Below are 14,345 nucleotides of genomic sequence, written 5' to 3'. Positions count from 1 at the left end.
CTCAGAAAAAATCGATCGAGACCTGGAGCAGCTTCTCAACCTGCGCCACGTCCTTGGACAGGGCAAAGATCACCACCCGGTCGCCATCTTCGATGCGCAGCTCACCGGTGAGCTTGACCACCTTGTCATCCTTGCAGACCGCGCCGACGAGCACGCCTTCGGGAAAGTCGATCTCGCGGATCTGCTTGCCGGCCAGAGACGAGGTCGACAGCACCTCGGCCTCGATCACCTCGGCCTCGGCGTCTCCGATGGAATAGACCGACCGCACCCGCCCGTGCCGGATGTGGCGCAGGATCGAGCTGACGGTGGTGGCGCGCGGGTTGATGAAGGCATCGACGCCCAGCGGTTCCATCAGCGGAATCAGCGTCGGATCGTTGACCAGTGCAATGGCATAGGGGCAGCCCGCCGCCTTGGCGCGCACCGCGGCCAGCATGTTGGTCTTGTCGTCTGCGGTCACGCACAAAACGGCATCGGCGCGCTCGATCCCCGCTTCGGTCAGCAGCCCGGCGTCAAGCCCATCGCCATGCAGGACGATGGTGCGCTCAAGCGCGTCAGCAGCGCGTTCGGCGCGGGGCCGGTCGCGTTCGATGACCTTGGCGCGGATGCGGTCGGTGCGCTTTTCAAGCGCGCTTGCCACGGCAAGCCCCACGTTGCCGCCGCCGATGATCACCACGCGTTCCTGCTTTTTCTGAGACTTGCCAAAGATTTCCAGCGTGCGGTGAATGTCGTCTTTGTGGCTGATGATATAACAGGAATCGCCCGCGAAGATCTGGTCGCGCGGCTCGGGCGCAAACAGAGTGCCATCGCGGCGGATGCCGACCACTACCGCGCGCAGGGTCGAGAACAGGTCGGAAAGCTGGCGCAGCGGCGTGTTCACGATCGGGCAGTCGGCTTCGATGGTCAGGCCAAGCAGATGCGCGCCGCCATCGAGAAACCGTTCGGTATCAAACGCCGCGGGCGCTTCGAGTCGCTGCTGCGCGGCTTCGGCGACCTCTTTTTCCGGAGAAATGACCACGTCGATCGGCATGTGGTCGCGCCGGTAGAGATCCGAATAGATCGCCGTCAGATACGATTGCGCCCGCAGGCGCGCCACCTTGCGCGGAATGGCAAAGACCGAATGGGCAACTTGACAGGTCACCATGTTGACCTCGTCGGAATAGGTTGCCGCGATGATCATGTCGGCATCGCGCGCCCCGGCCTTTTCAAGCACATCCGGGTAGGAGGCAAAACCGGCGATGCCCTGCACGTCGAGCGTATCGGTGGCGCGGCGTACGAGATCGGGATTGCTGTCGACGACAGTGACGTCGTTGCGCTCTCCGGACAGGTGGCGGGCGATCTGCCAGCCGACCTGACCCGCGCCGCAGATGATGACTTTCATGCCAAGTCCCCGTTGCTTCGTGTTCCGGCATGGCACGGGATGTGCGGGGGGTCAACGCTGTGCCCACCCGTCATCGCAGCGCCGTGTTGGGATGTTGCGCCAGCGAGGGGCCAGCCCCTCGCGCTCCCCGGAGTTTAGGGGCAAGATGAAGACGGGCGCGGCGCGTTATCCGAAGGGCGCAGTGCTGCGGGTTTGCCACGTCTTGCGCCAGGCGCGCCAGCTTTCGCGGCTTTCCCATTTGTAGCTGGGATCGTCTGCAACCTTTGCCCACCAGAGGCGCCCCTGACCGACGCGCCAAGGATCGAGGATCAGCCCCTGCTCCCACGGCTGGCCCTTTGCGGTGATGACCACGGTGGCGTGTTCTAGCGTTATGCCGCGCCCGTTGCCGATGGCGCGGTGCAGATCGAGCGTTCGTAAGTGCGCGGCAGTCAGTGCGATTTCCAACGCATCGGCCCAATCCTGACAGACGCCCTTGTCGCGAAACCCGTTCACCACCTTGAAATTATGCACTAGCGGGGAGTCTTCCACCCGCCAGGCGCGCGCCCAATCGAGCGGTTGCCGGACCGCGATGTCAGCGGCGCGGGCTGCTTCGGCTGGATCGACCTGCGGGCCAAGCGCCAGAAGCGCCTCGGTGAGCTGTGTCACCTGCGCGTCGAGGCTGTCTTTGCTGGCTGCGAGCTGCATCTTTTGCGGCGGCGCGGGGGTATGCCCGCAACCGCTCAGGGCAAGCGCAAGGCCTGCCACAACGATCGCTTTCACCGTCAGCCTGCCTTTTGCGCCTGATCCTCGTCGACATAGGCGAGGCGACCACCGGATTTCGGCCCGGTGACCACGCCAAGCGACTTGAGCTTGCGGTGCAGCGCCGAGCGCTCCATGCCGACAAAGGCGGCGGTGCGCGAGATATTGCCGCCGAATCGGTTGATCTGGGTGAGCAGGTATTCGCGCTCGAACGCCTCGCGGGCTTCGCGCAGCGGCAGCGTGGCGAGCGTGCCCGACAGCACCACCCGGCCTTCCTCGTCATCGCCAAGCGGGGCGTCTTGCGGCAGCTCGCGCGCCTCGATCGGGCCAGCGCCATCGCCAAGGATCAGCACCCGTTCGACAAGGTTCTTGAGCTGGCGCACATTGCCGGGCCAGATCATCGTCTGCAGCAGCGCCACGGCGTCATCGGACAGGGCGCGTTTCGGCAGCCCCTGCGCCTTGTTGAAGCTGTCGATGAAGTGGCGGGCCAGCAGCGGGATATCCTCGCGCCGTTCGGCCAGCGAGGGCACGGCAATCGGCACCACGTTCAGGCGATGGTAGAGTTCCTGACGGAAGTTTCCGCGATCGATCTCTTCGACAAGGTCGCGGTTGGTCGACGAGATCACCCGCAAATCGACGCGCACCTTGTCCTGTCCGCCAACGCGGGCAAAGCTCTGATCAACCAGAACCCGCAGGATTTTGGATTGGGTGCCAAGCGGCATGTCGGCGACCTCGTCGAAATAGAGCACGCCGCCGTGGGCCTGTTCCAGCAGCCCCGGCTCGATGCCGCGTTCGGGGGTTTCGCGGCCGAACAGCACCTCTTCCATGGTATCGGGCGCGACGCCGGCGCAGTTTACCGTCACGAACGGGGCCGAGGCGCGGCTGGAATGGGCGTGGATGTAGCGCGCCGCGACCTCTTTGCCGCTACCCGCGGGGCCGGTCAGCATCACCCGCCCGTTCGAGCGCGTCACCTTGTCGAGCTGGCTGACCAGCCCGCGGAACCCGGCGCTGTCGCCGATCATTTCCGAGACTTCGGTTTCACGCCGGCGCAGCTTCTGGTTCTCGCGGCGCAGGCGCGAGGTTTCCATGGCGCGCCGGATCACCACCAGCAGCTGGTCGATATTGAACGGCTTTTCGATGAAATCGTAAGCGCCCTGCTTGATCGCGGCGACGGCGATCTCGATGTTGCCATGCCCCGAGATGATGATGATCGGGATGTCGGGATTGTCGCGCTTGACTGTCTTGAGAATGTCGATCCCGTCCATCTTGCTGTCCTTCAGCCAGATATCCAGAATCATCAGGCCGGGCGGCTCGGCATTGACCTCGTTCATCGCATCGGTGGAGTTTGCCGCAAGACGGGTGCTGTAGCCTTCGTCCTCGAGAATGTCCCCGATCAATTCGCGAATGTCGCGCTCGTCATCGACGATAAGAATGTCGCTCATGTCTGCCTCTCCAATTCGGAAGTCACCGTCTGCTTGTTGTTGGCCGCGCGCCCTGGCCCGAGCCCGAGCGGCAGGCGGATCACCGCCATGGCACCGGTATGGCTCGCCCCGTCAAAGCGCGCCGCATCTTCGAGAGACAGGCTGCCGCCGTGTTCCTCGATGATCTTCTTCACAATGGGCAGGCCAAGGCCGGTGCCCTTGTCGCGGGTGGTCACGTAGGGTTCGAACAGCCGCGCACGGTCTTCGGGAAGCCCGATGCCATTGTCGCTGACCTTGATCAGGGCGCGCTCTGCCTCTTGGGCCAGCTGAATGCGGATTTCCGGGGTGTAGCCCTCTGGTTCGCCATTTTCCTTCAGCGTTTCAATGGCTTCTCCGGCGTTCTTGATAATGTTGGTCAGCGCCTGACCAATCATCGTGGAATCGAGCTCGGCCAACATCGGGGTATCGGGAAGATCGATAACAAAGCGCACACCGGGCTGGCCGGTTTCCTGCAAAAGCGCCGCCCCACGCAGGATCGCGACCACATCTTCAGGCTTGCGCTCGGGCGCGGGCATCCGTGCGAATTTCGAGAATTCATCGACGATGCGGCGCAGATCTTCGGTCTGGCGGACGATGACCTCGGTCATCTGGGCCAGCTTTTCCGCATCTTCACCAACCAGTTGTCGCCCAAACTTGCGCTGGATGCGCTCAGCGGACAGGCGGATCGGGGTCAGCGGGTTCTTGATCTCATGCGCAATACGCCGCGCCACGTCGCCCCATGCCGCCATGCGCTGCGCACTGACCAGATCGGTCACGTCGTCAAAGGCAACCACGTAGCCTTCAAGCGCGCCGTCGGCGTGCCGGCGCACCGACATGCGCACCAGCAGATGTTCCAGATGGCCCTCCCGGCTGACCTTCAGCTCTTCGGTCACCGTTTCATGGCCGCTTGACTGCAGTTTGTGGAAGAGCGCGCCGAATTCCGGCACGGCCACGACGATTGGCACCTCGGATTTGGTCTCCTGCCAGCCCAGCAGGCGCTTGGCCGAGCGGTTCACAAAGGTCACCCGCCCTGCGTCATCCAGCCCGACCACGCCCGAGGTCACCGAACCGAGCACGGAATCGAACAACCGCTGGCGCCGTTCGATCTGCCGGGTGTTTTCCAGCAGAGCCTCGCGCTGGCCCTTCAGCTGGCGCGTCATCTGGTTGAAATAGCGGCCCAGCATCGAGATTTCGTCATCGCCCTCATCTTCGATGACCTGCACATCGAGATCGCCCGCGCCGACCCGTTGCGCCGCGCCCGCGAGCCGCCCCACGGGGCGGGCGAGCCGTTCGGCAAACCACAGGCCAAGCCAGGTCGCCGCAAGGATAAGAAGCACCGCGAAGCCAAGGTAAAGCAACGCAAAATCGAAAAGGCGACGGCCCCGTTCGGTTTCCTGCTGCTGATAGAATTTGGCGGTTTCCTGCGTTTCGTCCAACAAGTTCAGAAGGTTGCCATCAACCGTGCGTGAGACCGAAAGATAGCGGTCGGCAAAGGCCTGAAGCGGCACCAGCGCGCGCAGTTCGTGGTTTTCCCAGTCCGGGATCAGCACCACGCCTTCGCGGTCGGCAAGCGCCAGCTGCGCGACGGTCGGTTGTTCGTAGTCGAACAGATAGCTGCGTTCGCCGCGCGCACGGATGGTGCCCGCGCCGTCAATGACATAGGCCTCGCGCAGGCCGCGCTGGATCTGCCCCTGCCCTTGTTGAAGAATCTGCCGGATATCCCCGTCATCAAAGGCAAAATTGGCCCGACGCGCGGCATCGACGAAATTTCCCAGCGCGATGACGTCTTCGCTCAGCCCCTTTTTCTGCTCCAGCTCATAGGCTTCGGCAGCGGCCAAAGAGGCGCCGACAACGTTTTGAACCCGCTTGGAAAACCACGTTTCAAGGCCGATGTTGATGGTGAGCACCGCAAACACAGCAACCGTGACCGTCGGCAGCAGCGCCATCAGCGCGAACACGCCCGTCAGGCGCAGGTGCAGCCGCGATCCGGCGGATTGCGCGCGCCGCTCTGCGATCATCTTTGCCAGCCGCCCTAGCACCAGCGTCGCCAACAGCAACACATAGACCAGATCGGCCAGCAAGATGAGCTTGAGGCTCAGCTCCGTGCTGTTGGCCGCCCCAAGCGGCCCGAGCACCATGAAGGTTGCAAACGCCAGCACTGGCCCCAGAAGGACAAGCCCGAGCGTCGCGACATTCTGCACCCTGCGCATCCGACGGAGTCGCTGAATGCGCGCCCAGGTCATGCCATGAGCTACTGATTTCCGTGCCCGGATGGCCACAGAGTACCCTCGCCTAATGTGCTGCCCAGTCCGCCTCAGCCTGATCGGCATCGGAGATCGCGGGCAGCGAACCGCCATATACTGTGGCTTCTGTCACCCAGCCCGGACGGGGCCCCTGTGGATAAGCTTGGGGAAACCCCGGCCAGCGCTGCGGCGCGGCCACATCTATGTGATCCTTTTACATCAGTTTGCGCCGTCGTGTCACGCGAATATCGAGATCGGTGATCTTCTTTCGCAGGGTATTTCGGTTGATTCCAAGCAGATCGGCGCATTTGGCCTGATTGCCACCCGTCGCTTCAAGTGCGATCTCGATCAGGGGCGCTTCGACCTCCTTGAGGATGCGGGTGTAGAGCCCCGGCGGCGGCAGCATGTTGCCGTGCAGATCGAAATAACGCCGCAAATGCCGCGCCACCGAGGTGCCCAATTTTTCCGCATCGCCGCCGCGCAGGATCGGGCCGGTGTCGGGCTGGTTGCCCAGCACCGCCTCGACCTCGGAGCGGCTGATCTCTTCTGCGCGGCTGGTCAGCGACAGCCGACGCACCGAGTTTTCCAGCTGGCGCACGTTTCCGGGCCAGCTATAGGCGCGGAACAGCTCAGAGGCATCGCGCGACAGCCAGCGCTTGGGCGCGCCGTCGCGCTCGGCGCGGGCGAGGAAGTGATCGGTCAACAGCGCGATATCTTCGACCCGCTCGCGCAGGCTGGGCACGTTGATCGTTGCCCCGGACAGCCGGTAATACAGATCCTGCCGCACCCGGCCCTCTTCCATCGCCTGACTCAGATCGCCCTGCGAGGTGGCCATGAAGCGCGGCACATGTTCGCCCGGAATATCCATCATCCGCACCACGCGGGCCTGAATCTCGTCGGGAATATCGGTGATCTCGTCAATCAGCAGCGTGCCGCCCTTGACCCGCGCCAGCACCCGCGCCGGGCCTTCTAGATCCGACAGATCGGCGCCGGTCACCGTGATGAACGGCAGCGTGCGCCGATCCGAAAAATCGTGAATCGCCCGGGCGATCAGCGATTTTCCAGTGCCGCTTTCGCCCGAGATCAGCACCGGAAGATCGGTGTTCATCACCCGCGCGACCAGCCGGTAGAGCGCCTGCATCGCAGGGGTCTTGCCGACCAGCGGCAGCTCGTCGGGCGCATCGGCGCCGATCGTCGCCACGTCTTCGCGCTTGGGCGTGCGATTGCGGTTGTCGAGCGCCTTGGCGGTGCGCTTCATCAGATCGGGCAGATCGAAGGGCTTGGGCAGGTAGTCGTAAGCTTCGGCCTCGGCGGCCTGAATCGCCGTCATGATGGTGTTCTGCGCCGAGATCACGATGACCGGCAGCTCGGGCCGGTCCTGATGGATCTTGGGCAACATCTCCAGCCCGTTGCCATCGGGCATGACCACGTCGGAAATCACCACGTCGCCCTTGCCCTCGCCGACCCAGCGCATCAGCGTTGTCAGCGAGCTGGTCGCGTGAACCTTGCACCCGGCACGGGTCAGCGCCTGTGTCAGGACCGTGCGAATGGTGCGGTCGTCGTCTGCAACGAGTACGGTGCCGTCCATTTACCTGTTCTCCTCTGTCTCGCGCGGTGCGCGGGGAAGTGAAATCCTGAAAACCGTGCGGCCAGGAACCGAATCCACGGAAATCCAGCCGTCGTGATCCGAGATGATCTTGCTCACCAGCGCGAGGCCGAGCCCCGTGCCGTTTTCCTTGCCCGACACGAAGGGATCGAACACATCGCCCCGGATGTCGTCCGGGAGGCCGGGGCCGTCGTCGATGACCTCGACCTGAAGCGGCAGCCTCTGCGCGGTGCCGTCAGCCCTGCGGGTGCGGAAACTGTGCTCGTAGAAGGTGCGCAGCCGGATCACGCCACCCGACTGTGGATCGGCGGCCTCGGCGGCATTCTTGAGCAGGTTCAGCACGACCTGAAGCAGCTGGTCCGGATCGCCATAGGTGGCGGGCAGCGAGGGGTCGAAATCCTCGATGAATTTCATATGGCCGCCGACACCCAGTTGGGTCGAGCGGCGGGCGCGATCGAGCACGTCGTGAATGTTGACCGGCTTCTTTTCCGGCGCAGAGAGATTGCCGAACTGCTCGACCTGTTCGAGCAGCTTCACGATGCGGCGGGTCTCGGCAACGATCAGATCGGTCAGTTCCAGATCGTCCTTGGTTAGCGACATCGACAGCAGCTGCGCCGCACCCGAGATTCCGGCGAGCGGGTTCTTGATCTCATGCGCCAGCATTTCGGCCATGCCGATGGCGGATTTCGCGGCGGATTTCACCGAATGGCTCTGGGTCATGCGCCCCGCCAATTCGCGCGGCGAAATCAGCATGATGAACCAGCCGGGATAGCCCTGCACCGGTGCGATCTGAAGATTGCACACCAGCGGTGGGCGATTGCCGGTGCCGACATCAACATCGTTGACGAACAGCGGCGTGCCATGGAGACGGGCGCGGGCAAGGCTTTCTTCCAGCGGCGCATCGACGGCAAGCCGGTCCCAGATCGGCTGCCCGACCAGCCATTTGGCGGAATTGTTGAGAAAGCCCTCGGCGGCGGGATTCATGTCGGCGATGCGCTCTTCGGCGTCGAGCAGGATCGCGGGCACCGGCAGCGAGGACCACAGCTGCATCTGAAGTTCGCTGTTCATGCCGCCACTGCCTTGTCAGAGGCCTGAAGGTGTGCGGCCGCGTCCAGCGCGTCGTCCAGCAGCACGCAAACTTCGGATGGGGTGCGCTCGGTCAGCACACGGCGGCGCAGATCGGGCGGTGTTCCGGCGGCGTCCATGTACCAGCCAAGATGCTTGCGGGCGACCCTTACACCAAGGTCGATGCCGTAGAACCGGATCATCTCGTCGTAATGCTCCTTTACGATTTGCGTCAGCGCAGCGCCTTGCGGCACTTGCGGCGCGGGCGTGCCGTAAAGCGCGTGGGCGATTTCAGCCAGCCGCCACGGCGCCCCCTGCGCCCCGCGCCCGACCATCACGCCAGCGGCGCCAGACAGGCGCAGCGCCTCACGCGCGGTCTGCGCATTGATGATGTCGCCATTGGCGATCACCGGAATAGATACGGCCTCGACCACCTCGCGGATCGCAGCCCAATCGGCGGCCCCCTTGTAGAACTGACAGCGGGTGCGCCCGTGAATGACGATCATCTGCACGCCCGCGCCCTCGGCCCGGCGCGCCAGTTCGGCGGCGTTGCGCAGGCCGTCATCCCAGCCCAGCCGGGTCTTGAGCGTCACCGGCACATCGCTTGCCGACACCACCGCGTCGATCAGGCGCAGCGCATGGTCGGGATCGCGCATCAGCGCCGACCCGGAATAGCCCCCCGTCACCTTCTTGGCCGGGCAGCCCATGTTGATGTCGATGACCCGTGCGCCCATGTCGGCGACCATACGCGCTGCCTCGGCCATCGGGCCCGGCGCACGCCCGGCGATCTGTACCGAGGTGTTGGCGACCCCGGCCCCAAGCTCGGCCTTCTCGCGCGTGCCGGGGCGGGCGGTGAGAAACTCACCCGAGGCGATCATCTCGGAGACGACCAGCCCCGCGCCCCATCGTGACACCAAGGAGCGGAATGGCAAATCGGTGATCCCCGCAAGCGGAGCCAGCAGAACCGGGGGAGTGATCGAGAGGTCACCCAGAGACAAAGTCAAGCGCCTATTCCTTGTGCAGTTGCTTGTGAGGTAACCTGTGTGGCAAAGGCATTCAACAATCGATACGGCATTTGCCGCCGCCGTGACGGGCGATGCCTAAACTTTAATCAGGACAGGGCTGCGGATTGCGCCGCCCCACCGCAACCCCTAGAAACGCCGCAAAGGAGCGCCGAAGCCTATGAAAACAGCCGTCATCATCGTTGCCGCCGGGCGCGGGACACGAGCGGGCGGCCGTGAGCCGAAACAATGGCAGATGCTCGGGGAAAAGCCCGTCGCGGCATGGACCTTGCAAGCGTTCTCTCATCTTCCACTGCTGGTGCTGGTCATCCACCCCGAAGACCGCGCAAATGCCGAGGCCTGTTGCGCCGGCCTGCCGGTACGGCTGGTCACTGGCGCGGCCGATCGGGCTGGCTCTGTTCGCGCGGGGATTGAGTCCTTGAGAGACGAATCCCCGGATGCGGTCTTGATCCATGATGTGGCCCGCCCCTGCGTGTCGCGCCATGTCATTGATGCGGTGATCGCGGCACTGGCACAGGCCGACGGCGCGGCCCCGGCGCTGGCGATCACCGACGCGCTCTGGACGGGCGCTAACGGGCGGGTGAGCGGCACGCAGGATCGCAGCGGCCTGTGGCGGGCGCAGACCCCGCAGGGCTTTCGCTTTGACGCCATCGCCGCCGCCCATGCCGCCCATAGCGGCGCGGCCGCCGACGATGTCGAAGTCGCCCGCGCCGCCGGTCTGGACGTGGCCATCGTTCCGGGCGAAGAGCGCAATCTCAAGATCACCACGCCCGGCGATTTCGCCCGCGCGCTCGCTTTTCTCGACCATGGAGACACCCCGATGGATATCCGTCTTGGCAATGGCTATGACGTTCACCGCTTTGGACCGGGCGATCACGTCGTGCTGTGCGGCATCAAGCTTCCGCACGGGCGCGGGCTGCAAGGCCATTCCGACGCCGATGTTGGAATGCACGCGGTCACCGATGCGCTGTACGGCGCCATGGCCGAGGGCGACATCGGTCGCCATTTCCCGCCCTCCGACATGCAGTGGAAGGGCGCGGCCTCCGAGATTTTCCTGCGCCATGCGGTGGAACTGGCGCGGGCCAAAGGTTTTACGATTTCCAACATCGACCTCACGCTGATCTGCGAGCGCCCGAAGATCGGGCCTCATGCCGCTGATATGACAGCGCAAATGGCGCGGATCACCGGAATGGATTTCGACCGGATCTCGATCAAGGCGACCACATCGGAGCGGCTGGGCTTTACCGGGCGCGAAGAAGGCATCGCCGCTATAGCAACCGCAACACTGGTGAAACCATGAAACTCATCGCGTCATTCTTCGGTGTGGGCTACCTGCGGCCCGCGCCCGGCACATGGGGATCTCTGGCCGCGCTGCCCGTCGGCTATGTTCTGTTGCTGGCGGGCGGATTCTGGCTGCTGTTCGCTGCGACGTTGATCGCCTTTGTGGCAGGGCTGATCGCCACCAAAGCCATCATCGCCACTGGCGACGATCACGACCCGTCGTGGATCGTCATCGACGAGGTCGTCGGCCAGTGGATCGCGCTGTTCCCGGTGGCGTACGGCGCGGCGATGATGGGGGTGGAGTACTGGCAACTCTATCCCGGCTGGATCGCGGGGTTTGCGCTGTTCCGGCTGTTCGATATCCGCAAGCCGTGGCTGGTGGGCATGGCAGACCGGCGCGGCGACGCGCTGGGAGTAATGCTTGACGACGTGATCGCCGGGGTGTTCGCTGCTGTGGTGACCATCGTTCTGGCCGGTATCGCCCACGGAGTGCTGATGTGACCGAAGTTCTCGCCAAAGACATCCTGCTCCGCGCCCGCGAGCGCGGCCTGACGGTGACCACCGCCGAAAGCTGCACCGGCGGCATGGTTGCCGCCGCGTTGACCGACATCGCCGGATCTTCGGATATCTTCCATCGCGGCATGGTCACCTATTCCAACGCTGCCAAGCAGGACATGCTCGGGGTGCGCCACGAGACGCTCGAAGCGCATGGTGCCGTGTCCGAACAGGTGGTGCGCGAGATGGCCGCCGGGGCGCTTGCCGCCGCCAAGGCCGATCTTGCCATCGCGATTTCGGGAATCGCCGGTCCAGGAGGTTCGGAGATGAAACCCGAAGGGCGCGTCTGTTTCGCGCTGGCCAGCGCCGCCGAGATAGCCACGCAGACCGTAGACTTCGGGGCGCTAGGCCGCGCCAATGTGCGCGCCGCCGCCACCCATCATGCGCTGGAATTGCTGGCAGACGCGCTGACCGATTGAGGGTCGGAAAGGCTGCGCGAAAATCGCGCCCTAGCCGTAAAGCGTATCGGCCCGTCGCTCGAACGCCTTGACGATGCGCTGCATCGCTTCAAAGAAGAACATCCCCGCCGCCCCTTGCAGAAGACGGTTGCGAAATTCGAAATCGACAAAGAAATGCACGTCGACGCCGCCCTGCGGGCTGTCCTGAAAGCGCCATTTCGAAATCATGTGCTTGAACGGGCCGTCGAGATATTCGGTGTCGATGCGCCGCTCGGCCGGATACAGCGTGACGCGGCTGCCAAAGCGTTCGCGGAAAACTTTGAAGCTGATGACAAGGTCCGCCAGCATCACCTCGGCCGCGCCATCTGGCGTGCGCGAGCGGATGCGCGCCGCCGCGGTCCAGGGCAGGAACTGCGGATAGGATTCAACGTCGGCCACAAGCTCGTACATCTGCTGGGCGGTGTAAGGCAGGTGCCTGGTTTCGGAATGCGTTGGCATATCGCTGGTTCTAGGCCCCGTTTCCGGCGTGACAATCCCGGGCTGTTTCTTATGCTGCGCGCGAATTTGCAAGCGGATTGCGGGGAATACATGACACAACGGCCCTATGTCGTCGACGAGATGATCTCGGCCAAGGCCATCGCGGCCCGAATCGAAACACTGGCGCGCGAGATTGGGCGCGAATTCGCTGACACTGACAAACTGGTGGTGGTGGGCCTGCTGCGCGGCAGTTTTGTCTTCATTGCCGATCTGGTGCGCGAGATCGACCTGCCCATCGAGGTGGATTTCCTCGAAGCCTCCTCTTACGGCGATGCCATGCAATCAAGCCGCGAGGTGCGCATCCTCAAGGATCTGCGCTCGCCCATCGAAGGGCGTGATGTGCTAGTGGTTGAGGATATCGTCGATACCGGCTTCACGCTCAGTCATGTGCTGCGGCTGCTGCGCTCGCGAGAGCCGCGCAAGCTGCGCACCATCGCCCTGCTGGACAAGCCTGTGCGGCGCGAGGTCGACCTGCGCGCCGACTGGATCGGTTTCGAAATTCCCGATGAATTCGTCGTGGGTTACGGCATCGACTTCGCGCAGCGAAACCGCAACCTGCCGTTCATCGGCAAGGTCCGTTTCCCCGAAGACTGAATGGTCCGGCGCGGGGTCTTGTGCCCCGCGCCCGCATCCTCAGCCCAGCTTCTGGCCAAGATGTTCGGCAACGGCAAAGATGTCCTTGTCGCCGCGTCCGCACATGTTCATCACGATGATGTGGTCCTTGGGCAGCGTCGGCGCGATCTTCATCACATGCGCCAGCGCGTGACTCGGCTCCAGCGCAGGAATGATGCCTTCGGTTCGGCACGAGAACTGGAACGCCTCCAGCGCCTCGGAATCGGTGATCGAGACATATTTCGCCCGCCCGATATCGTGCAGCCAGGCGTGTTCCGGCCCGATCCCGGGATAATCCAGCCCCGCCGAAATCGAGAACCCTTCCAGGATCTGCCCGTCGTCATCCTGAAGCAGATAGGTGCGGTTGCCATGCAGCACACCGGGGCGCCCGCCGGTCAGCGAGGCACAATGCTGCATCTTCTCGTCAACGCCCTTGCCGCCCGCCTCGACGCCGATGATGTTGACAGAGGCATCGTCAAGGAACGGGTAGAACAACCCCATGGCGTTCGACCCGCCGCCGATGGCCGCGATCACCGTGTCAGGCAAACGACCCTCGCCTTCCTGCTCGGGAAGCTGCCAGCGCACTTCCTTGCCGATGATCGACTGGAAATCGCGCACCATCGCCGGATAGGGATGCGGCCCGGCCACCGTGCCGATGCAATAGAACGTGTCGCGCACATTGGTCACCCAGTCGCGCAGCGCATCGTTCATCGCATCCTTCAGCGTGCCGCGCCCCGAGGTCACCGGCACCACCTCGGCGCCCAGCAGCCTCATACGGAACACGTTGGGCTTTTGCCGCTCGACGTCATGCGCGCCCATGTAGACCACGCATTTCAACCCGAACTTGGCACAGACGGTGGCGGTCGCCACGCCATGCTGCCCGGCGCCGGTCTCGGCGATGATCCGGGTCTTGCCCATGCGGCGGGCCAGAATGATCTGCCCCAGCACGTTGTTGATCTTGTGCGCACCGGTGTGGTTCAGCTCGTCGCGCTTGAGATAGATCTTCGCCCCACCGAGCTCATCCGTCATCCGCTGGGCGAAATACAGCGGCGAGGGGCGCCCGACGTAATGGGTCCACAGATCGCTCATCTCGGCCCAGAAGCTGTCATCGGTCTTGGCGCGCTCGTATTCCGCCTCGAGCGACAGGATCAGGGGCATCAGCGTCTCGGACACAAACCGCCCGCCGTGGATGCCGAACCGGCCCTTCTCGTCGGGGCCATTCATGAAGGAATTGAATAGATCGTCCATCGTGCGCCTCTCCGTCTCGCAGTTCAGCATAACTAGTCAGATCGCCCGGCATTGACCAGCCCCCGCACCCGCGCCCGGTTTCTTCTGGCCCGAAATATCCCGGGGGAGCCCGAAGGGCGGGGGCAGCGCCCCCGTCTGCCGTTCCGAACCGTGGCCACGCTGCCCCAAAGGTCCCAACAGCGCCGCGCGCCCCCTCCGGGCG

General features: G+C 64.1%; 13 protein-coding genes. 4 read left to right on the top strand and 9 right to left on the bottom strand.

Features of this window, described 5'->3' with window-relative positions:
* Nucleotide 1: 1 nt before the first annotated feature.
* From trkA to dusB, 7 genes are all read right to left on the bottom strand, one after another.
* Nucleotides 2-1,378, bottom strand: coding sequence for a Trk system potassium transporter TrkA (trkA, locus tag KO516_RS16105; RefSeq protein WP_216004803.1), 1,377 nt, complete (start codon nucleotides 1,376-1,378; stop codon nucleotides 2-4).
* A gap of 165 nt (nucleotides 1,379-1,543) precedes the next feature.
* Nucleotides 1,544-2,137 carry a hypothetical protein gene (locus tag KO516_RS16100; RefSeq protein WP_216004802.1) on the bottom strand — a complete coding sequence of 198 codons (594 nt, stop codon included), beginning with the start codon at nucleotides 2,135-2,137 and terminating at the stop codon, nucleotides 1,544-1,546.
* A 2-nt stretch (nucleotides 2,138-2,139) separates the two neighbouring features.
* Complete coding sequence (locus KO516_RS16095) at nucleotides 2,140-3,558, bottom strand: sigma-54 dependent transcriptional regulator (RefSeq protein ID WP_216004801.1); 1,419 nt, start codon at nucleotides 3,556-3,558, stop codon at nucleotides 2,140-2,142.
* On the bottom strand, nucleotides 3,555-5,786 hold the full coding sequence (locus KO516_RS16090; RefSeq protein WP_216004800.1) for a PAS domain-containing sensor histidine kinase: 2,232 nt from the start codon (nucleotides 5,784-5,786) through the stop codon (nucleotides 3,555-3,557). The genes KO516_RS16095 and KO516_RS16090 overlap by 4 nt, the downstream gene beginning before the upstream one ends.
* Nucleotides 5,787-6,033: 247 nt before the next feature.
* Nucleotides 6,034-7,407 (bottom strand): response regulator, encoded by a 1,374-nt coding sequence (locus KO516_RS16085; RefSeq protein ID WP_216004799.1) that lies wholly within the window; start codon nucleotides 7,405-7,407, stop codon nucleotides 6,034-6,036.
* The gene (locus tag KO516_RS16080; RefSeq protein WP_216004798.1) at nucleotides 7,408-8,493 is read right to left on the bottom strand and encodes a nitrogen regulation protein NR(II); all 1,086 of its coding nucleotides are present in this window, start codon (nucleotides 8,491-8,493) and stop codon (nucleotides 7,408-7,410) included.
* Entirely contained in the window at nucleotides 8,490-9,494 is a 1,005-nt protein-coding gene (dusB, locus tag KO516_RS16075) for a tRNA dihydrouridine synthase DusB (RefSeq protein ID WP_216004797.1), read from the bottom strand. The genes KO516_RS16080 and dusB overlap by 4 nt, the downstream gene beginning before the upstream one ends.
* A gap of 178 nt (nucleotides 9,495-9,672) precedes the next feature.
* On the opposite strand from dusB, the gene KO516_RS16070 reads away from it, so the two are divergent.
* Genes KO516_RS16070 through KO516_RS16060 form a run of 3 tightly spaced genes read left to right on the top strand, consistent with a single transcriptional unit; the run spans nucleotide 9,673 to nucleotide 11,767 of the window.
* The gene (locus KO516_RS16070; protein WP_216004796.1) at nucleotides 9,673-10,812 is read left to right on the top strand and encodes a bifunctional 2-C-methyl-D-erythritol 4-phosphate cytidylyltransferase/2-C-methyl-D-erythritol 2,4-cyclodiphosphate synthase; all 1,140 of its coding nucleotides are present in this window, start codon (nucleotides 9,673-9,675) and stop codon (nucleotides 10,810-10,812) included.
* The gene (locus tag KO516_RS16065) at nucleotides 10,809-11,294 is read left to right on the top strand and encodes a phosphatidylglycerophosphatase A (protein ID WP_216004795.1); all 486 of its coding nucleotides are present in this window, start codon (nucleotides 10,809-10,811) and stop codon (nucleotides 11,292-11,294) included. Before KO516_RS16070 ends, KO516_RS16065 begins: the two co-directional genes overlap by 4 nt.
* Nucleotides 11,291-11,767 (top strand): CinA family protein, encoded by a 477-nt coding sequence (locus KO516_RS16060; RefSeq protein ID WP_216004794.1) that lies wholly within the window; start codon nucleotides 11,291-11,293, stop codon nucleotides 11,765-11,767. Before KO516_RS16065 ends, KO516_RS16060 begins: the two co-directional genes overlap by 4 nt.
* 30 nt (nucleotides 11,768-11,797) lie before the next feature.
* Here KO516_RS16060 and KO516_RS16055 read toward each other — a convergent pair whose 3' ends face one another.
* Nucleotides 11,798-12,244 carry a type II toxin-antitoxin system RatA family toxin gene (locus KO516_RS16055; protein ID WP_216004793.1) on the bottom strand — a complete coding sequence of 149 codons (447 nt, stop codon included), beginning with the start codon at nucleotides 12,242-12,244 and terminating at the stop codon, nucleotides 11,798-11,800.
* 90 nt (nucleotides 12,245-12,334) lie between these two features.
* On the opposite strand from KO516_RS16055, the gene hpt reads away from it, so the two are divergent.
* Complete coding sequence (gene hpt / locus KO516_RS16050) at nucleotides 12,335-12,877, top strand: hypoxanthine phosphoribosyltransferase (RefSeq protein WP_216004792.1); 543 nt, start codon at nucleotides 12,335-12,337, stop codon at nucleotides 12,875-12,877.
* 39 nt (nucleotides 12,878-12,916) lie between these two features.
* Here the strand turns inward: hpt and trpB are convergent, their stop codons facing one another.
* Nucleotides 12,917-14,143, bottom strand: a complete 1,227-nt coding sequence (gene trpB / locus KO516_RS16045) for a tryptophan synthase subunit beta (protein WP_216004791.1) — start codon at nucleotides 14,141-14,143, stop codon at nucleotides 12,917-12,919.
* Nucleotides 14,144-14,345: the final 202 nt, after the last annotated feature.

Source organism: Citreicella sp. C3M06 (genome assembly GCF_018860705.1).
Classification (GTDB): Bacteria; Pseudomonadota; Alphaproteobacteria; order Rhodobacterales; family Rhodobacteraceae; genus Salipiger.
The sequence above is the reverse complement of the archived record's forward strand: the minus strand, read 5'-3'. Positions and strand labels throughout refer to the sequence as shown.